Source organism: Arthrobacter sp. 210 2 (genome assembly GCF_059093025.1).
The window spans coordinates 80,586-105,464 of record NZ_JBNHIE010000007.1; the positions used below are offsets into that span (position 1 = coordinate 80,586).

Consider the following 24,879-nt stretch of genomic DNA (forward strand, 5'->3'; position numbering starts at 1 on the left):
GTCAGTGCATGCCGCGCAGCAGCCGGGCCAGGACGGGCACGTTCACGGTATTGGGCGCCGGCCCGGAGGCAAGGAACTCCTTGAGCCCGCGCACCATGCCGGCACCGTTGACGATCTGTACTGTTTCGAGTGCACCTGCGGGGCGGCGGTGATGGTCGATGACCGGCTCGTGCAGGTTCCCGCTGGGGCTCAAAACCACTGTCCAGCCGGTGACGTTCAGTTCCGGGAAGATGTCCTGCATCGCCCGAACAAGGTGGGCCAGCTGCGGCGGCGCGATGGTGCGCGTCCCATGGTTCAGGGTCCTGCCGTCCCAGGCGTACGCCCCCTTGGGCAGGAGCATGGAATTAATCAGCGCGAGCCGGTAGCCCGACAGCACGGCATGGTCGATGTGGCTGTTGTCCGCCGGCGACTGCAGGCCGTTGATGAGCCGGGCGGCGGGGATGGCGGGCAACACCTGGCGGGTCAGGAGCTGGACAGTGCGCATCTCCCGCTGGATCCGTGCTTCGGCTCCAAAGATGCCGCGTTTCCGGGGCATACCGTGCACCTGCTGGCTGGCCTGGGCCGGTGGAATCAGCGGAACAGTGCCGGGCGCGAACGGCGGCACGTAGACAGGCGGATCCCCCGCGGTATTGCGGGTGCTGCCAGGCCGGTGGACTGTGGCCGACGCCCGGCTGCCGGCGGGAGGAGCATCAAAGTGCGGCTCATCGTCAGCAGCATTGCCCCGGACAGGGCCCGCCGCATACGAACGGTCGTAGGCTTTACGTCGCTGGGGATCAATGAGGGTCTCATATGCGGCCGTCACCCGGCGGAACGCGGCAGCGTCACCGCCATGGTCGGGATGGGCGGTGCGGGCAGCACGGCGGTAAGCCACCTTGATTTCCTTCTCAGTGGCCGTAACGGCTACCTGAAGGACCTGGTAGTGGGAGCTGCTGCTCTCGGTCAAACACTCATCCTTTTCTGTATGGCCGACCCGCGGGGGAGCCAAGCCAGCCCAGTCTAGCCAGCACAGCGGCCCGCCCTGTCCTGACAACGAGTGCCTGGGCTGTGCAGGTTCCCGGCGGGAGCTGCAGTCTAGACTCGTGCATGCGCGGCCGGCGGGGCCGTGGCATGAAGCAGCGGGGGACATGACAATGCCGACGACGGTACGGGCGGCCGGCGGGAAGTGGCTGGGGGCGGCGCCGGCAGGCACCCTGGTCGCCGTCCTTTTGAGCGGATGCAGCGTGGAGGTGCGGGATCCGGCGGCACCGGACGTGGTGGAAAGCACTCCGGTCCTGGCTACTCCCACCATTACCCCCGGCCATGACGCTGACGCCGTGGCCGGGCAGGATCTTCCCTTCGCAGCCGGCGGGACCCTTGCCCGCGACGTCCCCGTGGGGATATCGGATGGGTTGAAGGATGCGCCTGGCTGGAAGCAGGTTAAGGACAATGTCGCCGGCGAGAGCCAGTACGCAAAAGCGGACGGGTGCCTCGTGGCTGCCAAAGTCCGCAGCAACCAAGGCGCCCTTGCGCGGGGCGATGACCGTGAATCAACGGCGGCGCTCTTCGAATACCTTGATCCGACCCTGCTGCCGGGCTCCCTGAAGGCAGACACCCTTCGCTGGGGAAATGACCGTGACGCGCCGGTGCGCCGGGTGGAAGTCCTGGCCCTGGAGCAGGCTGCACCGCCGGGCGGGAAGGCAGCGGTTGTCCTGGCCCGGCTCTTCGCCACCGCCGGCTCGTCCGTCTATGTCTCCGTGTCCTGCCCCGATGCGGCATCGCTCGCCGCAGCACGGGCAGACGTAGCCTCGTTCCTGCCGGTGCTGCCGCCGTCGAACTAGCTTCCCGGGCATTTAAAAGGAAGAGCCGGCCGCTGGATATCCAGCTGCCGGCAGGTCTTTTCTGCTGTAGTCAATGCGCACAGTTACTCCGTGCGCACTCCTGTAGGCCGGGAGAGGCGGTTCAAAGCCAGCGCTGCCACCAGAAGCCCGAAGTCGCGCAGTGCGACGTCGAAGAAACTCCCCAGCAGGAGGAGGTTGATGATGATGCCGGCCAGCCAGGCCGCCACCAGGAGCGAACCAAACCGCGGGCGGATGGCCACGATAATACCGGCGGCAATCTCCACTGCCCCCACCACGTACATGAAGGTCTGGGCGGGGATCGGCACGATCGCGGTGGCCTGCGGAGCAAGGTAGATCGTCCAGTCAGCCAGGATGTTGGTGAACTTGTCCAGGCCGAAGATGATCGGCGCAACGGTAAACACAGTTCGCAGCAGCAGGAAAGCCTGCCGTGCAGGTTGATCTGCCGGGAGGTGATGGGCATGCACTGCGGATGCGGTTTTCATGGCAACTCCTTCTAAAAGTAGATATGACAATTTTAGAAGCGGGCAGGTCTATAATCAAGAGATCTTGACTTTGGATTGGGGTGGAATGACCAGGCTCCCTTGGGCAGACAGGATGGCTGCGCTCGCCTCCCTTGCAGACGAAAAGCGGCTCCAGCTCTTCGAATTCGTGGCGGCGGCGCCGCATGCCGTGAGCCGCGACGATGCCGCCCGGGCCGCGGGCATTCCGAGGAGTACCGTGTCCTTCCACCTGGACCGGCTGGTTCAGGACGGCCTGCTGGCCGTTGAATTCCACAAGCCGCCGGGAAAAACCGGCCCCGGGTCCGGCAGGCCTGCAAAGATGTACCGGAGCACAGCGGGCGAAATCGGCGCCTCGGTGCCTGACCGGAATTACGACCTTGCAGGCGAACTCCTGGCCGCCGCCATCGAGAGGTCCCAGGAGACCGGCAAACCGGCTGGAGAGGCACTCCGGGACATCGCCTTCCACAAAGGCCGGGAGTTGGCCGAGGGAGCCGAATCCCTGGAGCGGTTCCTCGCCGCAACCGGATATCGGCCGGAACCGGACGGCGAGGACGGGTTCCTGCTGTCGAACTGCCCCTTCCACCGGCTTTCCCGGACGCACTCCGGCGTGGTGTGCTCCATGAACGGCGCGTTCCTGCGGGGCGCGGCGGTGGGTTCCGGCACCTCGGAGGAACGCGTGGCGGGAGCGGATATGCCGGATTACTGCTGTGCCCGGATTGTCCCGGCACATCAGGTGGCAGGGCCTCCGGCACCGGGCGGCAACCGGCCCAAGGGCTAGAATTGCAAGGTGCCCGTCTACCTCGATCATGCTGCCACCACCCCGCTTTCGGCTGAGGCTCTGGCTGCCCTGACGCGTGAACTTGCCCGCACCGGAAACCCCTCCTCGCTGCATGGTTCCGGCCGGCGGGCGCGCAGGTCAGTTGAGGATGCCCGGGAGGCCGTCGCCGCTGCTGCCGGCGCCCATCCATCAGAGGTGATCTTTACGTCCGGCGGCACCGAATCGGACAACCTGGCTGTCAAGGGCCTGTATTGGGCCCGGGTGGCAGAGAACCCTGCGCGGCGGCGCATCCTCTGTTCCGCCGTCGAACATCACGCGGTCCTGGACACCGTGGAGTGGCTCGAGCGGCACGAGGGCGCCGACGTGACGTGGCTGCCGGTGGACGGCGACGGCGTGGTGGACCTCGAATTCCTTGAAGGTGAGCTGTCCCGGGATCCGGGCACCATCGCGCTGGTCACCGTTATGTGGGCCAACAACGAGGTGGGCACCATCGAGCCGGTCCATCGGATCGTGGAACTGGCCCATGCTGCGCGCGTTCCCGTGCACTCGGATGCCGTGCAGGCGTTCGGTTCGCTCCCCGTGGATTTCAAGGCGTCCGGCCTGGATGCCATGTCCATCTCCGGGCACAAGATCGGGGGACCGGTGGGTGTGGGCGCCCTCCTGCTGGGGCGGACGGTCAAGCTGACCCCCGTCCAGCACGGAGGCGGGCAGGAACGGGACGTCCGCTCCGGCACCTTGGATACGGCCTCGATTGCAGCTTTCGCAGCGGCCGCAGAGGCTGCTGCTGCAGCGCTGCCCCGTGAAGCCGCCCGGATCACGGCTCTCCGCGACCGACTGATCAAAGGGGTGCTCGAGCGGGTGCCGGAGGCCGTCCTGCGCGGAGCGCCAGGCACCGGGCGGCTCCCGGGCAATGCGCATTTCACCTTCCCGGGCTGCGAAGGGGATTCCCTCCTTTTCCTTTTGGACCTTGCCGGGGTTGAGTCATCCACCGGATCGGCGTGCACGGCCGGTGTGCCGCGCCCGTCCCACGTCCTGCTGGCCATGGGACTTGACGAGGAAACGGCGCGGGGCGCGCAGCGGTTCACTCTCGGCCATGCCTCCACCGACGCCGACGTTGACGCCTTGCTGAGCGCCCTTCCGGATGCCTATGCACGTGCCCGGCAGGCGGGTATGGCCGGCCGCGAGTCCTCCATCCAGACTGCAGGCACCATCGCCCGGCAGGGACGGGCTGGCAGCTGACTGCGCCGTGTTCCTTTACGCTGCGCCGTGCTCCTTTACACGAGGCCGTAGAATAGATAGGCGACGATCGTATCCGGGACCCTGCCCGGCGGTCCGCACGGTCCCGGCCACGGGGCCGCAGCCTTCCCCGACAGAAAGCCAGCATGCGAGTTCTAGCAGCCATGAGCGGCGGAGTTGACTCCGCCGTAGCCGCCGCCCGCGCCGTTGAGGCGGGGCATGACGTCGTCGGGGTCCACCTGGCGCTGTCGCGGATGCCAGGCACCCTGCGTACCGGCAGCCGCGGCTGCTGCACCATCGAGGATTCCCGCGACGCCTGGCGCGCGTGTGACGTCCTGGGCATCCCTTACTACGTGTGGGACTTCTCCGAGCGCTTCAAGGAAGACGTCGTCCAGGACTTCATCGACGAGTACGCAGCCGGCCGTACGCCCAACCCCTGCATGCGCTGCAACGAGCGGATCAAGTTCGCGGCCCTGCTGGAAAAGGCCATTGCCCTGGGCTTCGACGCCGTGTGCACCGGACACTATGCCAAGGTGATCGAAGACGCCGACGGGAACCGTGAGCTGCACCGCGCCGCGGACTGGGCCAAGGACCAAAGCTATGTCCTCGGCGTCCTGACCCACGAACAGCTCAAGCACTCCATGTTCCCGCTCGCCGACACCCCGTCCAAGGCCGAGGTCCGGGCCGAAGCCGAGCGGCGCGGACTCTCGGTGGCCAACAAGCCCGACAGCCACGACATCTGCTTCATTCCCGACGGCGACACCGCCGGGTGGCTCGCGGAAAAGATTGACATGACCACCGGCGACATCGTGGACGAAACAGGCACCAAAGTAGGTGAGCATCCCGGCGCCAACGCGTTCACTGTCGGCCAGCGCCGCGGCCTGAAGCTCGGCACACCGGCCGCCGACGGAAAACCGCGCTTCGTCCTGGAGATCCGGCCGAAGGAAAACAAGGTGGTGGTGGGACCGGAGGCGCTCCTGGCCATCGACGAGATCCGGGGCATTAAGGTCTCCTGGGCGGGCCTGCCGATCGCGGAGGTGGAGTCCGGTGCGGAATTCGACTGCTACGCGCAGGTTCGCGCGCACGGCGACCCCGTGCCGGCCACTGCCCGGATGGAAGCAGGAGAAGGCGGCGCCGCCGGCCAGTTGGTCATCAGGCTGACCGACCCCCTGCGTGGCGTGGCGCCCGGCCAGACGGTTGTCCTCTACCAAGGCAGCCGCGTCCTCGGCCAGGCAACCATCGACGTTGCCCGGTCCCTGCAGCGCGCCGCGCTGTAACTGAACACTTTTCCAAGCGCCGCCCCGGTTTCCCGGGGCGGCGTTTTTTCTACCTTCCTGCCGGTGGACTGCCCCTAAAACCGGGGCTGCGGATGCGCCAGGTAAATTTTGTGTCTCAACTCACACGATGGGCCGTCCCGGGGGTTGACTCTCTGATTGAATCTACCCATCAGTAACGCGCTGCCCGCCTGAGCAGAGGCACCCACATCCTCGGCGGGCGCGTACTCATCGAACAGAAAGTTCACAGATGACGAAGAGCAACAAAGCCCTGCACGGCGCCATCGCGCTGGCAGGCATCTCCGCCCTCGCACTGACGGCCTGCACGGGCCCCTCCGGCGGCGGCGGAACGGCAACCGAGGGCGCCGGCGGCGGCGCCATCACCTATGGAACGACTGACAAAGTGGTCACGCTCGACCCCGCCGGCTCCTACGACGGCGGATCCTTCATGGTGATGAACCAGATCTACCCCTTCCTGCTCAACTACGCTCCGGGAACAGCCGACGCCACCCCGGACATTGCAGAGTCGGCCTCCTTCACCAGCCCCACCCAATACACCGTGAAGCTGAAGCCGGACCTGAAGTTTGCCAACGGCCACACACTGGACTCCTCCGACGTTGTCTTTTCCTTCAACCGGGTCAAGAAGATCGACGACCCCAACGGCCCCGCGTCGCTGCTGGCCAACATGGAAAAGATCGAGGCCACTGACTCCAGCACCGTGGTCTTCACGTTGAAAGCCGGCAACGACCAGGTCTTTCCAGGAGTGTTGGCCTCCAACCCGGGCCCCATCGTGGATGAGGAAGTCTTTCCCGCGGACAAGATCCTGGACGACGACGCCATCGTCGCGGCCAAACCCTTCGCCGGGCAGTACACCATCGACAGCTACAAGAAGAACGAACTGATCAGCTTCAAGCCCAACGCCGACTACCAGGGCCTGCTGGGCAAGGCTGCCAACGACGGCGCTACGCTCAAGCACTACGCCGACCCGAACAACCTCAAGCTCGATGTCCAGCAAGGCAACATTGACGTTGCCGGCCGGATCCTGACTGCAACTGACGTTGCTGACCTCGAGTCGGACAGCAACGTGAAGGTCCACAAGGGTCCCGGCGGAGAACTCCGCTACATGGTGTTCAACTTCGACACCATGCCGTTCGGCGCCAAAACGCCCGACGCCGATCCCGCCAAGGCACTGGCTGTCCGGCAGGCCATTGCGCACCTGGTGGACCGGGACGTCATCGCGTCGCAGGTCTTCAAGAACACGTACACCCCGGTCTACTCCTACGTGCCCAAGGAATTCGAAGGCGCAACCGAGCCGCTGAAGAGCCTTTACGGCGACGGCAGCGGCAAACCCAGCCTGGACAAGGCCAAGAAGGTCCTCACCGACGCCGGAGTGACGTCCGTGGTGGACCTGAAGCTGCAGTACACCGACAGGTACGGTACGTCTGCTGCGGATGAGTACGCCCTGGTGAAGGAACAGCTCGAGAAATCGGGGCTTTTCACGGTTGACCTCAAGTCCACGGAGTGGACCACCTACACCAAGGAACGCAGGGCCGATGCCTACCCCGTGTACCAGCTGGGCTGGTTCCCTGATTACTCGGATGCGGACAACTACCTCACGCCGTTCTTCATCCCCGGGAACTTCCTCGGCAACCACTACGAAAACCCGGCCGTGACAGAGGTCGTCAATAAGCAGCTGGTCACCACCGACAAGGCGGAACGGAGTGAGCTGCTGGGCCAGGCCCAGGAAGCCATTGCCAAGGACCTCTCCACGCTGCCGCTGCTGCAGGGTGCCCAGGTCATGGTGGCAGGAACGGATGTCCAGGGCGTTGAAAAAACCCTCGACCCGTCGTTCAAGACCCGCCTTGGCGTGATGTCCAAGTAGGTCCTGCCGACCATTCGACGACCACCGCACATGGGGCGGGACGCCCGCCAGGCGTCCCGCCCCAACGTGCTGGTTAATGGTGCGGGCAGCAGCCGGCGCCCAGACAACCCTGAGGTACCATGACCACTTTGATTGATGCGCCGCCCAGCGACGCGGACGGCCTCCTCCCGGCCACCAAAAAATCTTCCGGCGGGGGACTCGGCCAGTACATCCTGATCCGTTTCCTGCTGATCTTCCCCACGATCTTCATCCTCGTCACCATGGTCTTCTTCCTGATGAGGATTACCGGTGACCCCATTACTGCGGCCATGGGCGGCCGACTGCCTGCCGACCAGCTCCAGGAACGCATCCAGGCGGCCGGCTATGACCGGCCCATCCTGGTCCAGTACTTCGAATACCTTGGCCAGCTGGCCACCGGCAACTTCGGCCGTACCCTTACGGACAACCGTGCCGTCGTCGAAATGCTGACCACCTACGGCTCCGCCACCCTGGAACTGAGCATCAACGCGCTGCTCGTTGCCCTGCTGGTGGGAATCCCCCTGGGCCTGGTCGCAGCCCACCGCCGGGACAAGGCCGCGGACGCGGTCCTGCGGGTGTTCGCCATTCTCTGCTACGCCACACCCGTGTTCTTCGCGGGCATGCTGCTGAAGCTGACGTTCTCCGTCTGGCTGGGCTGGCTCCCGGTGGCGGGCAGGGCAAGGACCTCAAGCGAGCTCGCGCTGACGTCGCTGGAAGCACCCACCGGCATCTACTGGCTTGACGCCCTGCGGAGCGGCAACATGGCCGCGCTCAGCGACGTCCTGGCCCACGCCGTGCTGCCGGCGGTGGCCCTCGGCCTGCTGACCGCCGGCATTTTCCTCCGCCTCGTCCGGACCAACGTCATCGGAACCCTGGGCAGGGACTACGTGGAGGCCGGGCGTTCCAGGGGAGTCAGCGAGTTCCGCCTGGTGACCAAGCACGCCTACAAACCGGCCCTGATCCCGATCATCACCGTGATGGGCCTGCAGATCGCGGTGATGCTCGGCGGCGCGGTACTGACCGAAATTACGTTCGAGTGGAAGGGCCTGGGATTCCAGCTGGCCAATTACCTCACAGCACGCGACTTCGTGGCGGTCCAGGGCATCGTGGTGCTGCTCGCCATCATCGTCGCCTTGACCAACTTCATCGTGGACATTATCGCCGCGCTGATCGATCCCCGCGTGAGGTACTGACATGAGCATTCCAGCCGTTCCCGTCCCGATGGAAAGTCCGCGGGCGCCCTGGTACCGGCGCCTGCCGGTCGTCTCGCATTTCAACAAAAGCGTTGGCCTCCAGCGCGGCATGCTGGTGGCGGGCCTGATCCTGACCGGCGCTTTTGTCCTGACCGCACTCTTTGCCCCGCTGCTCGCGCCGTACGGCTTCTCGCAGCTGTCCGACGCCGACGGCAACTTCCCCACCCAGCAAGCCCCGGGTGGCAAGCACCTTTTGGGTACAACAGTGGGGGGCTACGACGTCCTGTCGCGGGTGATCTGGGGTGCGCAGACCGCCATCCTGGTGATCATCGTCGCCGTGGTCATGTCCATCGTCCTCGGCGTCGTCCTTGGCTTGGTCAGTGGATACCTGGGCGGGTGGCTCGACCGGATCCTGGTGGTCATCGCCGACGCCGTCTACGCCTTTCCGTCGCTGCTGGTGGCCATCGTGATGGCCATCGTTATCAGCGGGGGCCAGTCCAGTCTCATCGGCGGCATCTTCGCCGCCGGCACTGCCATCACGCTGGTATTCATTCCGCAGTATTTCCGCGTCATTCGGGCCGAGACTGTCAGGTTGAAGGCCGAGCCGTTCGTGGAGTCCGCAAAAGTGGTGGGAGCCTCCAACATCCGCATCATGAGCCGCCACATCTACCGCAATGCCACGCGCACCCTTCCGCTGATCTTCACGCTGAATGCCTCCGAAGCCATCCTCATCCTGGCCGGCCTGGGTTTCCTTGGTTTCGGCATCGAGCCGAGCTCGGCCGCCGAATGGGGCTTCGACCTGAACAAGGCGCTCGCCGACACCACGTCCGGGATCTGGTGGACCGGCATGTTCCCCGGCCTGGCCATCGTGCTGACCGTGGTGGGCCTGACCCTGGTGGGCGAGAGCATCAACGACCTGAATGATCCGCGCCTGCGCGGCCGCAAGCGCATAGGGGGCAGCTCCCCGGCGCCGGTGGACACCGCCGCCATCGCAACAGAAGTGAGGGCATCATGACCGTCAACATCGACCCGTTGTCCGCTGGGCATTCAGGCGACGGACAGCCCGACGGCGGCCGTCCGGTCCTGGACATCGACCACCTTCAGGTCACTTTCGCCACCGACGGCGGGCCCGTCCATGCCGTCAAGGACGTCAGCCTGGAAGTCAGGAAGGGGGAAGTGCTCGCGATTGTGGGGGAGTCGGGGTCCGGCAAGACTGTCACTGCCAAGACCATCCTGGGCCTGCTCCCGGAAACAGCCAGCAGCTCGGGCGCGGTGGTGATCAACGGGGCTGACGTGATCAGTGTCAGTGCCGCCCGCCTCCGCCAGATCCGGGGCCGGGATGTGGCCATGGTGTTCCAGGAACCGTCCACGGCGCTGAACCCGGTGTTCACGGTCGGATGGCAGATCGCCGAAGGCATCAGGGCGCACGCCGGCCGTGAGAGTGGGAAACGGGTTTCCGCCAAAGAAGCCAAGTCCCGGGCCATTGAGGCCCTGCGCAAGGTGGGTATTCCCGATCCCGAGCACCGCGTCAACTACTACCCCCACCAGTTCTCGGGAGGGCAGAAGCAACGGGTTGTCATCGCAGCGGCGCTGGCGCTCAACCCCGGCCTGATTGTTGCCGACGAGCCGACCACCGCACTGGACGTCACGGTCCAGGCCGAGATTCTGGAACTCCTCCGGGACCTGCGGGACAAGTACGGCACCTCGATCGTGCTCATCACGCACAACATGGGGGTGGTGGCGGACCTGGCCGACCGCGTGGTGGTGATGTACCAGGGGGACGTGGTCGAGGAAGCTCCGGCCCGCACCCTGTTTGCCGAACCCCGGCAGGACTACACCCGGAAGTTGCTCGCCGCGGTGCCGCACCTGGGGCACAACTCCGCCTCGGAAGGACTGACCAGCCGGGCCCACCAGGATGAGGACGTCCTGGTGGAAGCCAACAATCTGACCATCGAGTACCCGGGCAGGCTGGGTACGCCGGCTTACAAGGCCGTGGACAGGGTCAGCTTCACGCTGTCCCGGGGCGAGGTCTTCGGGCTCGTCGGGGAGTCGGGTTCCGGAAAAACCACTATCGGCAGGGCCATCGCCGGGCTCAACAGGACCACCGGAGGCAGCCTGAAAGTCCTGGGCTACGAAATGCTGAACCTTCGCGAACGCACCTTCAAACCGCTCCGCAAGGACATCGGCTTCGTCTTCCAGGACCCGGCCGCGTCCTTCAACCCGCAGCTAACCATCGGGGAGTGCATCGCCGAGCCCATGGTGATCCACACCCGGCCAAGCCCCGCCCAGGCGCGTAAACGCGCCGGCGAGCTGCTTGAATCAGTCCAGCTGCCGGCGTCGTATGCGGGCCGTTACCCCCACGAGCTGTCCGGCGGGCAGCGCCAGCGGGCCTCGCTGGCACGGGCCCTGAGCCTGAACCCCCGGCTGCTGATAGCGGATGAACCGACGTCGGCCCTGGACGTTTCGGTGCAGGCCAAGGTTTTGGAGCTGTTCAAGGACATCCAGCAGGAGTTCGGGTTCGCCTGCCTTTTCATCAGCCATGACCTTGCAGTGGTGGACATCCTCTCCTCCTGGGTTGGCGTGCTCTACAAGGGCAGGCTGGTGGAACAGGGGATCGGGAGCCATATCATGGGCAGCCCACAGCATGACTACACCAAGCGGCTGATTGCATCGCTGCCGGTCCCTGACCCCGAGGAACAGGCACGACGCCGGGAACAGCACCGGGCGCTGCTGGGCATCTGAGCGGCACAGCATGGTGGGCAAGCGCCGGGGCCGGGCGACATCCGGCGCCGGCGCTTAACACCCGGATCATTGGGCCGGCTGCCCATAGACTGGGATCATGACGCAGCACAACCTTCCCTCTCCTGACTCCGACGATTACGACCCCTCCGCCAGTTCGTTGGCCGGCCAGGTGGACAATTCGGTGATGGCTGAACTGCTGTCCATCCGCTCCAGTATCGACAACATCGATGCGACCCTCGTGTACCTCCTGGCAGAGCGCTTCAAAGCCACGCAGAAGGTGGGCTTCCTGAAGGCCGCCCACCGCCTCCCTGCGGGAGATCCAGGACGCGAAACCGCGCAGATTGCCAGGCTCCGCCGGCTTGCCGAAGACGCCCACCTCGATCCTGCCTTCGCGGAAAAATTCCTGAACTTCATCATCGGTGAAGTCATCCGCCATCACGAAGCGATTGCTGAGGACCACCAGGCTGCGTCCGGCCAGCACCCGCAGGCATCAGCACTCGCGTGACCGTGGGCGAACGGCACGAACCCGTCCGCGGCGCCGCGCTGCCGGATAAAGCGCCGCCTGCGGAAGTCACGGCAACGGGACTGGGACCATGGCCTGGGGAGGACCCGCTCGAAGCCGCCCGGATCATCCGGGGTGAACTCGGCAGCCCGCACCTGCCGTTCCTCGCCGAACTGCCGGCCCGCGGGGTGGGCTCCGATGCCCTGGGGCGCACCGCCTCCCTCCTGGAGGAACTGGCCGTCGACGTCCAGCCGTACGGGTGGCGCCTCGTGGACCGCCCCGGCAAGGACTTCCGCCGCGCAGCCTCGGCGCTCTCCACGGACATCAACGTCCTGGCTGACGTAGCAGGGGCCGAGGACGCGTCCGCGGAGGAGATCAAGCTCCAGCTGGTGGGCCCGCTCACCCTGGCGGCGGGTCTGCATCTGCACAACGGGGAGCGGGCCTTGCTTGATTACGGGGCGCGCCGGGACCTCACCGCCTCACTCGCTGCCGGCGTCGGAAGCTACCTCGCCCGGGTATCGGCTGCCGTTTTCGGTGCGCGGCTTGTGGTTCAGCTCGACGAACCCGATGCTGCCGCTGTGCTGGCCGGAACCATTCCCACTGCCAGCGGCTACCGCACCCTGCGTGCCGTCGCCGCCTCCGAAGCGCGGGAATCCTGGCGCCTGGTGATGGATGCACTCCGCGCAGCCGGTGCCGCGGAAGTGGTGGTGTCGGTGCCTGAAGTTGAGGCCCCGTTCGACCAGATCCTGCATGCCGGAGCCGACGGCATTGCGGTGCCGTTCAAATCCCTGACGTCCCGACAGTGGGAGCAGCTGGCGGGAGCGGTCGAGGCCGGCAAACGGGTGTGGGCAGGAGCCCTTGACGTTGCAGCAGGTCAGCTTCCCAAAGTGGCGGACTGCGTCGAGTCGGTATGGCGCCCGTGGCGGCAGCTTGGCCTCCCGGCGTCGTCCCTGGCCAGCCTCCGGGTCACCCCCTCAGCGGGGCTTGCCGGTCACAGCCCCGCGCAGGCCACCGCCGTGCTGGGCAGGCTGACCCAGGTGGCGGACGGCCTGAACCAGGTCGCCCTGGGCTAGCCTGCCGGGGCTGGCCGGCAGGGGCGCCGGCGGCCACGCGCCTCAGACCCGGTTCTCCCAGCGGTCCGGCTGCGCGTACCGCGGCAGGAAGCTCCGCGCCGGGTTGCCCCCGGTGTAGGGACGCAGCCGGTAGTCGAAGCTGCCGGCATACACCAGGACGAGGCCGATCTGCGGCTGGATGACCTTGACCTGGATGCGGTGCCGGCCGTTGGGACCTTCTGCGGGGTCCCACCATTGCTCGGCGTAGGCTTTGGCGTCCACCGGTGCCGGAAGTGGCACGCGGAGCGGACCGAGGAAAAGCCGGGATGCTTCCGACACGCCCCGCAGCCTTCCCCCTGCCGTGACGCTGAGGTTCAGGTCCGTGACCAACCGCCGGTAGCGGCCCACGTAGTCCACCAGCTGCGGGCTCCCGTTACGGCTGGTGGCGCTGGTGGTGTCCTGGAAGATGCGGGTCCGGCCGGGGAACCGGATCTCGCGCCGGGCGGTCAGGCTGGAGCGGCCAAACGGATCCTGGTGGGCGTGGTTTTCGATCCGGAACGGGACGTTCTCACCGTATTCCGGAAAGAACGCTTCCTCTCCGCCGGTGAGGCGCAACAGCGGCCGCAGCCACTCCTGCCGGCAGCCGACGACGTCGAACGTGCCTTCGCCCACGCCGTACCGGCCGGAGCCGGGCACCAGGGAAAAGTACTCCTGCAGTTCAGGCTGCAGCCTGGTAAATTCCGCCCCGAGAACCTGCTGGTAGATCGGTACGTTCATGAAGATCCTCCTGCTCAAAAAACTCTGCCGGCTTCACAATTTACCGGCCGCTTTCAGCCTGATGTACATGTCTGCCAGCCGCGGCGGCAGCTGGTGCGGTTCGGCGTCCACCACTTCCACCCCGAGGCGGCGGAGCTCCGCGCTGACAGCGGCGCGCTGAAGGAGCGCCCGTTCGGCAGCTGCGGCACGAAAAACCCCGGTGGCGTCGGCGCGGTCCCGGAGCATGACGCCCAGCTGGGGGTCGCGAACAGCCGCCACCACCACAACATGGTCGTTGGCAAGCCGCGCGGCGGCTGGAAGGAGTCCTTCCTCCGGCGCGCCGCCGTCCAGCGAGGTCAGCAGCACCACCAGGGACCGGTGTGCGGTGACGGCGCGGACCTGCGCCGGCACGGCGGGCCAGTCCATCTCGATAAGCTCCGCGTCCAGCGGTGCCATGGCCTGCACCAGCTGTCCCAGCAGGTTGCCCTGCACGGCAGATCCTGCCCGGGCACGGGTCCGGCGGTCAAAGGCCAGGAAGTCAACCCGGTCACCGCCGCGCTCGGCCAGGACGCCGAGCAGCAGCGCAGCTTCCATGCCGGTATCGAGGCGGGTCTCGTCGTCGATCCTCGCTGCCGAGGTCCGGGACGTATCCAGGACCATCACCACGCGGCGGTCGCGTTCCGGACGCCAGGTGCGGACGACGACGGAGGAACGGCGGGCGGTGGCCCGCCAGTCGATGGAACGTACGTCGTCGCCCCGGACGTAGTCACGCAGGGAATCGAACTCGGTGCCGGCCCCGCGGATCTGCACGGCAGCTTTTCCGTCGAGTTCGCGGAGCTTCCGCAGCTTGGACGGCAGGTGCCGCCGCGAATGGAAAGGCGGCAGGACACGTACTGCGCCCGGACACTCGATGGTCCGCTGGCGGGCGGCGAGCCGCAGGGGTCCGAAGGAGCGCAGCGTGACGTGCGGGGCCTTGAGGTCTCCGCGGCGGACCGGCTGCAGCCGGACGGTGACCCGCCTGCTTTCGTGGGCCGGGATGTCAATATCCTGGACAGGGTTTCGTGCCCCCGCCGACGGCTGCCAGCCGTCGCGGAGGGTGCCGCGCAGGCGCCGGTTCCCGTCGTTCCGGACGGTGAGCCTGGCATCGATGGTCCCGTTCAGGGCGACATTTCCGGGCTCGGAACGCTGGACCTGGACAGACCGCAGCGAACCGCCAAGGACCAGGTCGGCTGCTGCCAGCGCGGCAAGCACGCCCAGTACGGCCAGCACCGTTCCCCACCCGGGCAGCAGCAGGACCGGCACCAGGCCCACCAGCACCAGCAGCACGTAACGCCCGGAGATGGCCATCAGCGTGGAACGGGAACGGACGCCAGGATGCTGCCCAGCACATCGTCCACGCGGACCCCGTCCATTTGGGCTTCCGGCTGCAGGGCAACCCGGTGCCGCAGGCAGGGCAGTGCCAGTGCTTTGACATCGTCCGGGGTCACGAAACCCCTGCCGGAAAGCCAGGCCCAGGACCGGGATGTATTCAAGAGTGCCGTGGCACCGCGGGGCGAAACACCCAGCAGGAATGATGGCGCCGTGCGGGTGGCACGCACCAGGTCCACGATGTAGCCGATGATTTCCTGCTCCACGGCCACACCACTTACCGCGTGCCGTGCCCGCTCCAGGTCAGCGGCACCCGCAACGGGCTGGACGCCGGCGGCGGCCAGGTCACGCGGATCAAAGCCGGCAGCGTGGCGGCGGATGACCTCCATCTCATCCCGCCGATCAGGCAGCGGCATGGTGAGCTTAAGCAGGAACCGGTCCAGCTGCGCTTCCGGAAGTGGATACGTCCCTTCATACTCCACGGGGTTCTGGGTGGCGGCCACGAGGAACGGTGACGGCAGGGGCCGGGACACTCCATCCACCGAAACCTGCCGCTCCTCCATCGCCTCCAGCAGCGACGCCTGGGTCTTGGGTGGCGTCCTGTTGATTTCGTCCGCCAGGAGGAGGTTGGTGAAGACGGGCCCCTCACGGAAGGTGAATTCGGACGTGTGCGAGTCGTACACCAGGGATCCCGTGACATCCCCCGGCATCAGGTCGGGGGTGAACTGCACGCGCTTCGTATCCAGGCTCAGCGCGGCGGACAGGGCACGCACCAGCAGGGTCTTGGCGACTCCCGGCACACCCTCCAGCAGCACGTGCCCCTGGGACAGCAGGGCGATCAGCATTCCGGTAACGGTGGCGTCCTGCCCCACCACCGCCTTTGACACCTCATGGCGCACGTCCAAAAGGGCTTGCCGGGCGGAATCGTGCTCCATCGGATCAAGGACCCGCTGGCCACTGCCGTGTTCACTCATCGGCTGCTGACCTCTTTCTCTAGGTTGTTCAGTTCCTGCGCCCAGGCCACGAGCCGGGCCTCGGTGCGGGGATGGTGGTTGACGAGGTCCCGGACTTCCGCTGCGGGCCTGCCCAGCAACCGTGCCGCCGCATCAATGGTGTGCTCGGCAGTGGCCCCCGGCCCCAGGCGCAACTTCCCGGCAAGCCTCGCCAGCGTTCCGGCCCGGAGGTTGTCGCGGGCCTGCTCGACGGCGTGCGCGTCGTGGTACATCCGCGCGCGTCCCTCCGCCGTCTCTACTGCCTTGACCACCACTGGCAGCGGTTCAAACACCAGGGGACCGAGGCGCCGGCCGCGCCAGGCGATCGCCGTCAAGGCCACGACGATGAGCCAGGGACCCAGATACCGGACCCAATCCGGCGCCAGGTCGTCGAGGGTTTGCGGTGAGCCGAAGGTATTCAGGTCCTCCAGCGAGGGCAGGTACCAGACCAGGTCCGATGAACCGCCGAGGGTCCGAAGGGCCAGTGCAGCGTGTCCCAGCTCATCCAGCCCGTCGTTGCTCAACACTCCGGTGCTGCCCAGGACGGACAACCGCCCGTCCCCGCTGACGGCAAGCAGCCCGGCGGCCGAACCGGAAGGACGGTAACAGGACACCCCGCCGTCGTACACGAAGCCCGACTTGCCGGAGATGTCCCCGGCAGCCTGCGCGTCCGGAAGGGAGCAGCCAGGGACGAGTGCGGGGGAGGCATCGGGCACCACACCCGCCTGCCGGATGTCACTGTCCAGGGCGGACAGCGTCTCCAGCCTGGGCGTCACCAGCACCAACCGCCCCGCTGCGGCCGCAAGATCAAGGAGCCGCGGTTCGTCGAGGATACCGCTCCGGTCGTACAGCAGGAGGGTAGGGGAGGAGCCTGCTTCCAACGCGGACATGGCTGCTTCGAAGTTTCGGGCCTTGTGCACGTCAACTCCGTGCCGGCCGAGGATTTCGCTGACTGCCCGTGCCCCTTCCGGTCCCGCATTGCTGACCGACAGGGGAGTGGCGTCACCTTTGGGGGCAAGCTGGCCCCAGACGGCCATACCTAGGGCGATGGCGCAAACCGTGGCGAGGACGGCGAGGGACCGGTGCCTTCGCAGCCATCCAAGCGGGCCTCGACCGGGCGCCGGGAGCGTGTCCGGACCGTCAACTCTGGTCTCCGGCTGCCTTATGCCGGCGGTATCAATGCCCGTCATGGCATGACCTCCCCGCGGCCCTGTGCCTGGGAACGTTCGGGTTTGCCCGCTTCGAGGGCGGCGTCCAGGGCGGCCATGTCCGCATAATCGGAGCTGCCCGGCGCCATGTTTCCGTAGCGGACGGCGTCGAAAGTGCTTGCCGCGTGGTCCAGGCGGTGCCCTTCCGCGCCGAACGGCACGGACAACTCGCGCGCCACTTCGTCCGCCGTCCGGCCGGGCTGGGGATCCAGGATGGTGCGGTCCTCGGCCGAGCGGACGAGCGCGCGGAAGCGGTCGACGACGGCGTCCCCCCAGTTCCCTGCCGCGGCAGACGCTTCGGAGCGCCGCCGGTAGTCAGCCGCAGTCACCTCGTAGTCCGCCTCAAAAACGTCCTTGGGCTGCCTGGATGCGGCGTTCAGGCGTGGCCGGGCGAGGATGACGGCGACGGCAATGATTAGGGCGACCACGATCCCGATGACCGGTGTTGGCAATGGCCCCGCCGACTGGGCGGACCCATCCAGGGACGAGAGCCAGTCCAGGAAGTCCATCCACAGCGTTTGAAGCCAGGACGGGGTGGCCTCGCGGTACTCAGACTTGCCCAGTTCCTCCACTGCCCAGCGCCGGGCTTCCTCCGCATCCGGGAGCACAGGCGGCTCAGCGGACATCCGGCCAGGCTCCCGCCGCAGGCCCGTGACCTTCCCGTCCCGGAACCCCCGCCGCGACGCCGCGGCCCGGGACGCCGTCGGGATCAGCGCCTGATTCCATCAGCCGCAACAGCACGATGTCCAGGCCATCCTTGCGCATCCGCAGGTCCATATAGAGCAGGGCCATGACGGACGTCTGGAACGCATAACCAAGTGCCCCGATCAGGGCGCCAAGGACCGCCGTGACAACTCCAACAGCCACAGCCACCGCAGCTTCCTGCCCGCTGCCGCCGTGCGGTGATGCGAAGGTGGTGAGGAGGCTTGTCAGAAGGCTCACCGGGATCATCACCACCTGGCTGATGACTCCCACCATGATGCTGACCACGAGCGTGATTCCCAGGATCCGCCACCAGTTGGCGCGGGTCAGCTCCCAGGACCGGCGTAACCCGGCCAGGGCTCCGAGTTCCTCAATGACAACCGCAGCGGGAGCCACCATCACTTTGATGGTGATCCAGATGAACAACGCAATAAAGCCCAGGACCAGTGGTACCAGTATGAGGGCCCCGGTTCCTTCCATGCCGGATACCAGCGCGACGGCCACCCCGGCGAGGAGTGCGAACGCCAGCAGGCCGGCCGCCATGAGCACCAGCGCAAGGCGGACCAGGGCGCCCGCCCTCGACCGCGCCAGGGTCCACATCTGCCGGAAGCCCGTGCGGCGGTTGAGGATGGACCGGGCCACCGGAACCACCATGGCGCCCTGGAGGATCGCCGAGGTAAACAGTGTCAGGATGCCGACCACCAGGATGGCGGCACCGAAGCCCAACCCCAGCGAGGCGAGGTCCGCGGGGCTGGCAGTCTCTGCCCAGGCTTCGATGGAACCCACGGAGGTTGCGGTTACCGCGGTAATCACGGCTGCGAGAATGGCCACCAGTGACTGGGCCAGCAAGGCCGCGCCCAGCATGGCCTTGGCGTTCCGGCGGATGGCCTGGAAGGAGCCGTCCATGATTTCCCCGAACATGAGGGGGCGGAGCGGAACAATGCCCGGCTTGGGCGGGGCAACGTAGCGGGGCTGGCCGTAGGGGCCACCGTAGTGGGCTCCGGGATACGGCGGTCCCGGATAGGTGCCTTGGGGGTATGCGCCCTGGGGGAATGCGCCACCGGCGCTTGCGCCCCAGACAGGCTGTTGTCCGGGGGCCTGCTGCTGCCAGGAAGGTGGTCCCCAAGGCTGCCCTGGCGGCTGTTGGCTGGGCTGCTGGCCGGCGGGCGGGTGCCAGGTATTTTGCCCCCACGGCTGTTGTGCCTGCTGCCCGGCTGGGGGTTTCCACTGCGGCGTTTCACCCCATGGATCCGGGCTGGCCGGTGATGCAGGGGTGGAGGCGTCTCCCGGGCCCTGGCCGTCCTGGTCCCGCCCGTCAGCGCGCCCGTCCCGGCGTCCGGGCTCCTCCTGGCCTGAATCCTGTGATGACACCATGTTCCTTCCCCCGTGCTGGTCCGAATGCTGCCCGCGCCCGCAGTACGACTTCCGGAGGGCGCCGGGAAGGTCCGGCATCATCCCCAGCCTATAGTTCCGGCGTCGGACGTCCTAGCGTTCCGCCATGCCGTAAGGCGCTGAACAGGACAAAGCCTGCCTGATAAGGGAATATATAACTATGAAGGCACGCATTCTGGTGGTTGATGATGATGAAGCGCTGGCCGAAATGATTGGAATTGTTCTTCGCAATGACGGCTTCGAGCCGGTCTTCTGCGCTGACGGCGCAAAGGCGCTTGACGTTTTCCGGTCATCCAGGCCGGACCTTGTATTGCTGGACCTCATGCTTCCCGGCGTGGACGGCATCGAGGTCTGCCGGCAGATCCGGTCCGAGTCGGATGTGCCTATCGTCATGCTCACCGCCAAGTCGGACACCTCCGACGTCGTCCGCGGACTGGAATCCGGTGCCGACGACTATGTGCCGAAGCCCTTCAAGCCCGCCGAGCTCGTGGCCCGCGTCCGTGCCCGCCTCCGCCCGGGGGACCAGAAGGCCCCCGAAACCCTCCGGATCGCCGACATCACCATCGACGTCGCCGGCCACACCGTCAGCCGGGGAAATGAGCGCATCTCGCTGACTCCGCTTGAGTTTGATCTCCTGGTGGCCCTCGCCCGCAAACCGTGGCAGGTTTTCACCCGCGAACTGTTGCTCGAACAGGTCTGGGGTTACCGGCACGCAGCGGACACCCGCCTGGTCAACGTCCATGTCCAGCGCCTGCGGTCCAAGATCGAGCAGGACCCTGAGGCTCCTGAAGTCGTATTGACGGTGCGTGGTGTCGGCTACAAAGCAGGGGCCTGATCCCGCTGCACCTGATGGGGGACGCGGTCCGGGCGTTCCCGCTCCCGCGACCCCCGCTGCCGGAGGCAACACCGGCCGCCCCGGAACAACTGACCCCGATGCGGCCCCCGGACACACGGACGCCCTGACCCCGGGCTTCCGGCGCCTGGCGTTCCGAGCCCGGATCTGGCAGCGGCGTGCACTGATCGTCAGCCTGCGTGTGGCACGGCTCGTCAGGATGGGTTTCCGCCGCTTCCTGCCGGCCCTGCGCTACATTGGCCGTGCCCTGCACCGCCGGTGGCGGCGGTCGCTGCAATTCCGGACGGTTCTCACCACGCTGCTGCTTGCCGTCACCTCCTTCGCGGTTGTTGGCGCCTACCTTTCCAACCAGATCGCCAACAACCTTTTCCAGGAGCGCCTGACACAGGCCGAGTCAGAGACGCGCTACCACGTCAAGCAGGTCCAGGACACCTTCGACGGCGCCCAGGTCACCGACCAGTCCAGCGTTATCACCCTGGTCTACGACACCCTGAACGCGGTCGAAGGGCGCGGCTCGGTAATCCAGCGCCGCTACGTGTTCGAGGCCATGCCTGAGCAGACCAAGCCGAGGAACCGCTGGGTTGAGTCCCGTGCCTCCGACCAGTTGACGGTCAGCGTTATTCCACCTGAATTGCGCAAAGCCGTGCAGGAGTCCGGAAAGGACCAGTACTGGGCGTCCACGGTCATTCCGGTGGGCACTGAGGACCGGCCGGGCATCGCCGTTGGCAACAAGGTGACATTTAACGGCACGGTCTATGAGCTGTACCTGATTTACGACCTTAACACCGCACAGCAGACCCTGGACGAGATCCAGAGCGTGCTGTGGGCAGGCGGCGCTGTACTGGTGCTGCTGATCGGTGCAGTGGCCTGGTATGTCACCCGCAACGTCGTCAGCCCGGTCAGCCATGCCGCGATGGTTTCGGAGAAACTTGCCGCCGGACAGCTGCAGGAGCGGATGGTGGTCCGTGGTGAGGACGAGGTGGCCCGCCTCGGCGCCTCCTTCAACCACATGGCTGCCAGCCTCCAGGAGCAGATCACGCAGCTGGCCACCCTTTCGCAAATGCAGCAGCGCTTCGTATCCGATGTCTCGCATGAGCTGAGGACGCCGTTGACCACGGTCCGGATGGCGGCGGAGGTCCTGTACGACGCCCGCGACGACTTTGACCCTATTAACAAGCGCTCCGCTGAACTGCTCTACAACCAGGTGGAACGCTTTCAATCGCTGTTGTCGGATCTCCTTGAGATCTCACGGTTCGACGCCGGCGTGGCCGTGCTGGATGCGGAAGCCGAGGACATCCTGCAGGTTGTTGCCCACGTCATTGAAGGTGCGGCGCCGGTAGCGGCCGAATACGGTTCCGGGATTGTCCTTAGCGCTCCGGCGGGCGCCATCATCGTGGACATGGATGCCCGGCGGATCGACCGGATCCTGCGGAACCTGATCCTGAACGCCGTTGAACACGGTGAAGGAAAACCGGTGACGGTCACCGTGGCAGCCAGCCAAACCGCCGTCGGAATTGCGGTCCGAGACCATGGCATCGGCATGGAGCCGGCGGAAGCCGCCCGCGTTTTCGACAGGTTCTGGCGTGCGGATCCGGCCCGTGCCCGTACAACGGGAGGCAGCGGATTGGGGCTGTCCATTGCCATGGAGGACACCAAGCTGCACAACGGCTGGCTGCAGGCGTGGGGCAGGAAGGGCAGCGGTGCCAACTTCCTGCTCACACTGCCGCTGCGCCAAGGCGAGGACATTGATACATCCCCCATCCATCTCGAACCGGACGACGTCATGATTCCGGGGGAGCCCGGCAACATCCCCCGGGAAACCGACAACAGGAACATGCTGGTCCTCGAAACCGGCTCTTCGCGGCTGGTTCCGGTGCCGACGTCAAAGGAGACCCCATGATGGGCCGCGGCCACGGCCAGGCACGATGCGCTGCCTTCCTGCTTGCCCTGTTGCTGGTCCTGCTGGCGGGCTGCGCGCGAATACCCACATCAGGACCTGTCGGGAAGAGCAGCGAAGGCAGCGCCGGAAACCTCAGCGCACCGGTGTTCCTGCCGGCCGCCCCGCAAGACGGTGCATCGCCGGAAACCATCATTGACTACTTCTACCGGGCAGGAAGCGGGTACGAGGACGACTACGCCGTGGCCCGCCAGTACCTGACGCAGGCATCATCCGTGTCCTGGAAGCCGGACCAGCGCGCGCTCGTCTATCGTGACGCCCGCGTCGTTGCAACGGATACTGAAAACGTCTTCAACTACGAGCTGGACGTCGCCTATACCGTTGACGCTGACGGTATCGCCACACAGTCGCCGGAAGGAACCGTCGAAAAGATACCAGTCACCGTCACCCAGGTTGACGGTGAGTGGAGGATTTCGGCCATTCCGGACGGCACGGCCATCCCCGAGGAAACCTTCAAGGTGATCTACGGGGCATATCCGATCTACTTCTTCGACCCCACCTTCACGTTCGCCGTCCCGGACGTCCGCTGGTTCATCAGGAACAAAACGGTGAAGTCCATGACGAGCGCCCTGCTCGCCGGGCCGGCCCCGTACCTCCGCGGTGCCGTAGCCAGTGCCTTCCCATCCGGAATCAAGCTGGCCCGCGAATCGGTCCCCGTAGTTTCAGGCGCCGCGCAGGTGGACCTGACGGCGAAGGAGCTGATGGAAACGTCACCGGAGGACCGCCTCCGCATGCAAATGCAGCTGACGCTGACGTTCCGCAGCCAGCCCGACGTCGTCAACGTTGAGCTGCGCGCCAACCAGGATCTGGTGCGCGTGGAGGACGACGGATCCGTATTGCCGCCGGTGCAGGACAAGAGCGTCCCCTCGCGGCAAATCGCCATCAGCGGAAATGAGCTGGTGAGGTACGAGAACAACAGGGTTTCCCCGCTGCCGGACATGCAGCCCGTCTCTGCGCTTAACCCGCGCTTTCCGGCGGAATCCCCGGTGTCGCAGACGGCCGCGTTCCTCAATGACAGCCGGACAACCCTGTACAGCATCAGCCCCGGGCAGCCGCCCCGTGCGCTCACCACGCGAAGCACGTTGAGCCGCCCGTCCTTCGGGCTCAGCGACTGGGTGTGGACCGCAGGCCCGGGAGCGGACGGCGGCACCGAGGTGGTTGCCTACCGGCCCACCGGCGTCACCGAAGGATCGCAGGTCCCTTCAGTCACCCTGACTCCGGCGTGGCTTGCAGGACGGACGGTCAAGGAATTCCGGATTTCGCGGGAAGGCGTGCGAGCGCTGGTCATCTCGGAGCAAAACGGCAGGACGCGAGTGCAGGTGACAGGCATCATCCGGGGTGGCGACGGAACGCCCCGGGAGCTGACAGCGCCCGTCACGCTGGCCACCGAAAGCAACCCGGACCAGGGCGCATGGGTCAGCGATACCACCGTGGCCGTCATGAAGGGATCCGCGGGCTCCAACGTCACCCCGGAACTGCTGTCCCTCACGTCCGGGCAGCCGCAGCAACTTGCTCCGTGGCCGGGGTTGGTGGCCCTCAGCGCCGGAAATGGCGCCGAGGAAGTTTACGCGCAGTCCTCGGAGGGCATCTTCCAACGGCTGGGCAACGGATGGTCGCCGCAGATCAAGGGCCCGATCGATCCCTCGTTCCCGGGCTGAACAAGGCACCCCGACTTACCCACATACGCCTGCTGCCGTCTTCCGCTTCATGCCGGACCGCGCCGAGTGTTAAGGGGTGAGCAGCAAAGCCGGCTTGCCCGGCAGGAGCCGGTCCAGGGCCGATCCGGACCTCCTGGCGCCTGCGCCCCGGCCTGCCCGGCACCGTTCTGACCATCAGAGCACACTGCTGCGGTTTGCCGACCAAATGGCCGGTGCCGCTGCCGATCTCCTTGCGCTGGCTGTTCCCGTGGACTGCGTGTGCTGCGGCGCGGAAGACCGGGCGTTGTGCACTGCCTGTGAGCGCCACATCAGGCGCCTGACCAAGGAACCCTTCAGGGCGGAAAGCGGAGCGCCTGCGCTGATGGACATCCGGGGAACGGTCCTGCTTCCGGTCGTTGCAGCCGGCGTCTACCGGGAGGAATTGGCGCAGGCCCTCCTCTCCTTTAAAAGGCACGGCCAGCATCAGCTCAAAACCGCTCTTGGCCGCTCTTTGGCCGGAGCTGTCCGGGCGGCAGCGGGGGAGGGGCCGTCAATCGCGCTCGTTCCAGTTCCCACCAGTTCCGCGGCGTACATGAACCGGGGATTCAGCCCCGTCCACCTGCTCCTGGCAGAGGCTTCGCGGCAACTTCCGGGCATTGGCGTGGTGAACGTCCTGGCGAAGACCGGCAAAGAAGGCCTGCGCCTGACGGGAGGCCAGAAAGGCCTGGACCGCGGTGCCCGCGCAAAGCGGGTCCGTGGCTCCATGGAGGTCCGGCGCCGGGGCCAGGGAAGGGTCGAAGGACGCCGCTGCATCATCGTTGATGACGTCCTCACCACGGGTGCCACATTGGCGGAAGCTGCACGGGCACTGCACCAGGCAGGTGCCATTGTGGCGGGCGGCGTAGTCCTGGCCGCGACACGCGCGCCGGATGCCGGCGGTGGCGGCGCTGCTTCCCCTGAGGACCAGCGGAAGCAACCATGACTTAGAAAAAAATAAAC

The 24,879-nt window shown here is 66.4% G+C and carries 22 protein-coding genes; 14 read left to right on the plus strand and 8 right to left on the minus strand.

The genetic code is table 11. The features are described from left to right. Position 1: 1 nt before the first annotated feature. Positions 2 to 943: a J domain-containing protein gene (locus tag AC5RWA_RS14245; RefSeq protein ID WP_494058070.1), complete on the minus strand. Its 942-nt coding sequence runs from the start codon at positions 941 to 943 to the stop codon at positions 2 to 4. A gap of 181 nt (positions 944 to 1,124) precedes the next feature. Between AC5RWA_RS14245 and AC5RWA_RS14250 the strand changes: the two genes are divergently transcribed. Then, positions 1,125 to 1,817, plus strand: a complete 693-nt coding sequence (locus AC5RWA_RS14250; RefSeq protein ID WP_494058071.1) for a hypothetical protein — start codon at positions 1,125 to 1,127, stop codon at positions 1,815 to 1,817. Between the two features lie 83 nt (positions 1,818 to 1,900). Here the strand turns inward: AC5RWA_RS14250 and AC5RWA_RS14255 are convergent, their stop codons facing one another. Beyond that, positions 1,901 to 2,320, minus strand: coding sequence for a hypothetical protein (locus tag AC5RWA_RS14255; protein ID WP_494058072.1), 420 nt, complete (start codon positions 2,318 to 2,320; stop codon positions 1,901 to 1,903). Positions 2,321 to 2,405: 85 nt separating this feature from the next. On the opposite strand from AC5RWA_RS14255, the gene AC5RWA_RS14260 reads away from it, so the two are divergent. The 9 genes from AC5RWA_RS14260 to AC5RWA_RS14300 all read left to right on the plus strand — a co-directional run bounded on the left by AC5RWA_RS14260 (position 2,406) and on the right by AC5RWA_RS14300 (position 13,036). Beyond that, the gene (locus tag AC5RWA_RS14260) at positions 2,406 to 3,116 is read left to right on the plus strand and encodes a helix-turn-helix transcriptional regulator (protein ID WP_494058073.1); all 711 of its coding nucleotides are present in this window, start codon (positions 2,406 to 2,408) and stop codon (positions 3,114 to 3,116) included. A 9-nt stretch (positions 3,117 to 3,125) separates the two neighbouring features. Beyond that, on the plus strand, positions 3,126 to 4,355 hold the full coding sequence (locus AC5RWA_RS14265) for a cysteine desulfurase family protein (RefSeq protein ID WP_494058074.1): 1,230 nt from the start codon (positions 3,126 to 3,128) through the stop codon (positions 4,353 to 4,355). Between the two features lie 143 nt (positions 4,356 to 4,498). Beyond that, positions 4,499 to 5,629 carry a tRNA 2-thiouridine(34) synthase MnmA gene (mnmA, locus tag AC5RWA_RS14270; RefSeq protein WP_079597266.1) on the plus strand — a complete coding sequence of 377 codons (1,131 nt, stop codon included), beginning with the start codon at positions 4,499 to 4,501 and terminating at the stop codon, positions 5,627 to 5,629. A gap of 247 nt (positions 5,630 to 5,876) precedes the next feature. After that, complete coding sequence (locus AC5RWA_RS14275; protein ID WP_494058075.1) at positions 5,877 to 7,508, plus strand: ABC transporter substrate-binding protein; 1,632 nt, start codon at positions 5,877 to 5,879, stop codon at positions 7,506 to 7,508. Between the two features lie 119 nt (positions 7,509 to 7,627). Continuing rightward, positions 7,628 to 8,719, plus strand: a complete 1,092-nt coding sequence (locus AC5RWA_RS14280) for an ABC transporter permease (protein WP_494058076.1) — start codon at positions 7,628 to 7,630, stop codon at positions 8,717 to 8,719. A 1-nt stretch (position 8,720) separates the two neighbouring features. Beyond that, positions 8,721 to 9,734: an ABC transporter permease gene (locus AC5RWA_RS14285; protein WP_494058077.1), complete on the plus strand. Its 1,014-nt coding sequence runs from the start codon at positions 8,721 to 8,723 to the stop codon at positions 9,732 to 9,734. Continuing rightward, positions 9,731 to 11,461, plus strand: coding sequence for an ABC transporter ATP-binding protein (locus AC5RWA_RS14290; protein ID WP_494058078.1), 1,731 nt, complete (start codon positions 9,731 to 9,733; stop codon positions 11,459 to 11,461). The genes AC5RWA_RS14285 and AC5RWA_RS14290 overlap by 4 nt, the downstream gene beginning before the upstream one ends. Before the next feature lie 97 nt (positions 11,462 to 11,558). Continuing rightward, complete coding sequence (locus tag AC5RWA_RS14295; protein ID WP_079597262.1) at positions 11,559 to 11,966, plus strand: chorismate mutase; 408 nt, start codon at positions 11,559 to 11,561, stop codon at positions 11,964 to 11,966. Positions 11,967 to 12,004: 38 nt separating this feature from the next. Next, positions 12,005 to 13,036 carry a uroporphyrinogen decarboxylase/cobalamine-independent methonine synthase family protein gene (locus tag AC5RWA_RS14300; protein WP_494058153.1) on the plus strand — a complete coding sequence of 344 codons (1,032 nt, stop codon included), beginning with the start codon at positions 12,005 to 12,007 and terminating at the stop codon, positions 13,034 to 13,036. A 42-nt stretch (positions 13,037 to 13,078) separates the two neighbouring features. On the opposite strand, the gene AC5RWA_RS14305 is transcribed toward AC5RWA_RS14300, so the two are convergent. Genes AC5RWA_RS14305 through AC5RWA_RS14330 form a run of 6 tightly spaced genes read right to left on the minus strand, consistent with a single transcriptional unit; the run spans position 13,079 to position 19,415 of the window. Next, positions 13,079 to 13,792 (minus strand): DUF4166 domain-containing protein, encoded by a 714-nt coding sequence (locus AC5RWA_RS14305; RefSeq protein WP_115525095.1) that lies wholly within the window; start codon positions 13,790 to 13,792, stop codon positions 13,079 to 13,081. 33 nt (positions 13,793 to 13,825) lie between these two features. After that, positions 13,826 to 15,118, minus strand: a complete 1,293-nt coding sequence (locus tag AC5RWA_RS14310) for a DUF58 domain-containing protein (protein ID WP_494058079.1) — start codon at positions 15,116 to 15,118, stop codon at positions 13,826 to 13,828. Next, positions 15,118 to 16,113 carry an AAA family ATPase gene (locus AC5RWA_RS14315; protein WP_494058080.1) on the minus strand — a complete coding sequence of 332 codons (996 nt, stop codon included), beginning with the start codon at positions 16,111 to 16,113 and terminating at the stop codon, positions 15,118 to 15,120. Before AC5RWA_RS14315 ends, AC5RWA_RS14310 begins: the two co-directional genes overlap by 1 nt. After that, positions 16,110 to 17,321, minus strand: coding sequence for a DUF4350 domain-containing protein (locus AC5RWA_RS14320; protein ID WP_494058081.1), 1,212 nt, complete (start codon positions 17,319 to 17,321; stop codon positions 16,110 to 16,112). The genes AC5RWA_RS14315 and AC5RWA_RS14320 overlap by 4 nt, the downstream gene beginning before the upstream one ends. Continuing rightward, complete coding sequence (locus tag AC5RWA_RS14325) at positions 17,318 to 17,965, minus strand: DUF4129 domain-containing protein (protein ID WP_494058082.1); 648 nt, start codon at positions 17,963 to 17,965, stop codon at positions 17,318 to 17,320. Before AC5RWA_RS14325 ends, AC5RWA_RS14320 begins: the two co-directional genes overlap by 4 nt. Next, positions 17,955 to 19,415, minus strand: a complete 1,461-nt coding sequence (locus AC5RWA_RS14330) for a proline-rich domain-containing protein (RefSeq protein ID WP_494058083.1) — start codon at positions 19,413 to 19,415, stop codon at positions 17,955 to 17,957. The genes AC5RWA_RS14325 and AC5RWA_RS14330 overlap by 11 nt, the downstream gene beginning before the upstream one ends. A gap of 178 nt (positions 19,416 to 19,593) precedes the next feature. On the opposite strand from AC5RWA_RS14330, the gene mtrA reads away from it, so the two are divergent. The 4 genes from mtrA (at position 19,594) to AC5RWA_RS14350 (ending at position 24,862) form a co-directional block, all read left to right on the plus strand. Then, entirely contained in the window at positions 19,594 to 20,268 is a 675-nt protein-coding gene (gene mtrA, locus AC5RWA_RS14335; protein WP_079597257.1) for an MtrAB system response regulator MtrA, read from the plus strand. After that, on the plus strand, positions 20,240 to 22,186 hold the full coding sequence (gene mtrB, locus AC5RWA_RS14340) for an MtrAB system histidine kinase MtrB (RefSeq protein ID WP_494058084.1): 1,947 nt from the start codon (positions 20,240 to 20,242) through the stop codon (positions 22,184 to 22,186). Before mtrA ends, mtrB begins: the two co-directional genes overlap by 29 nt. Beyond that, positions 22,183 to 23,901, plus strand: coding sequence for an LpqB family beta-propeller domain-containing protein (locus AC5RWA_RS14345; protein ID WP_494058085.1), 1,719 nt, complete (start codon positions 22,183 to 22,185; stop codon positions 23,899 to 23,901). The genes mtrB and AC5RWA_RS14345 overlap by 4 nt, the downstream gene beginning before the upstream one ends. Positions 23,902 to 23,977: 76 nt before the next feature. Continuing rightward, entirely contained in the window at positions 23,978 to 24,862 is an 885-nt protein-coding gene (locus tag AC5RWA_RS14350; RefSeq protein WP_494058086.1) for a ComF family protein, read from the plus strand. The last annotated feature ends 17 nt before the right edge of the window (positions 24,863 to 24,879 follow it).

Coding starts and splice junctions, on each gene's coding strand:
- mtrA (WP_079597257.1), top strand. CDS start 19,594: ATGAAGGCACGCATTCTGGTGGTTGATGATGATGAAGCGCTGGCCGAA.
- AC5RWA_RS14250 (WP_494058071.1), top strand. CDS start 1,125: ATGACAATGCCGACGACGGTACGGGCGGCCGGCGGGAAGTGGCTGGGG.
- AC5RWA_RS14255 (WP_494058072.1), bottom strand. CDS start 2,320: ATGAAAACCGCATCCGCAGTGCATGCCCATCACCTCCCGGCAGATCAA.
- AC5RWA_RS14275 (WP_494058075.1), top strand. CDS start 5,877: ATGACGAAGAGCAACAAAGCCCTGCACGGCGCCATCGCGCTGGCAGGC.
- AC5RWA_RS14330 (WP_494058083.1), bottom strand. CDS start 19,415: ATGGTGTCATCACAGGATTCAGGCCAGGAGGAGCCCGGACGCCGGGAC.
- AC5RWA_RS14310 (WP_494058079.1), bottom strand. CDS start 15,118: ATGGCCATCTCCGGGCGTTACGTGCTGCTGGTGCTGGTGGGCCTGGTG.
- AC5RWA_RS14285 (WP_494058077.1), top strand. CDS start 8,721: ATGAGCATTCCAGCCGTTCCCGTCCCGATGGAAAGTCCGCGGGCGCCC.
- AC5RWA_RS14295 (WP_079597262.1), top strand. CDS start 11,559: ATGACGCAGCACAACCTTCCCTCTCCTGACTCCGACGATTACGACCCC.
- AC5RWA_RS14325 (WP_494058082.1), bottom strand. CDS start 17,965: ATGTCCGCTGAGCCGCCTGTGCTCCCGGATGCGGAGGAAGCCCGGCGC.
- AC5RWA_RS14290 (WP_494058078.1), top strand. CDS start 9,731: ATGACCGTCAACATCGACCCGTTGTCCGCTGGGCATTCAGGCGACGGA.
- mnmA (WP_079597266.1), top strand. CDS start 4,499: ATGCGAGTTCTAGCAGCCATGAGCGGCGGAGTTGACTCCGCCGTAGCC.
- AC5RWA_RS14305 (WP_115525095.1), bottom strand. CDS start 13,792: ATGAACGTACCGATCTACCAGCAGGTTCTCGGGGCGGAATTTACCAGG.
- AC5RWA_RS14345 (WP_494058085.1), top strand. CDS start 22,183: ATGATGGGCCGCGGCCACGGCCAGGCACGATGCGCTGCCTTCCTGCTT.
- AC5RWA_RS14320 (WP_494058081.1), bottom strand. CDS start 17,321: ATGACGGGCATTGATACCGCCGGCATAAGGCAGCCGGAGACCAGAGTT.
- AC5RWA_RS14260 (WP_494058073.1), top strand. CDS start 2,406: ATGACCAGGCTCCCTTGGGCAGACAGGATGGCTGCGCTCGCCTCCCTT.
- AC5RWA_RS14315 (WP_494058080.1), bottom strand. CDS start 16,113: ATGAGTGAACACGGCAGTGGCCAGCGGGTCCTTGATCCGATGGAGCAC.
- AC5RWA_RS14280 (WP_494058076.1), top strand. CDS start 7,628: ATGACCACTTTGATTGATGCGCCGCCCAGCGACGCGGACGGCCTCCTC.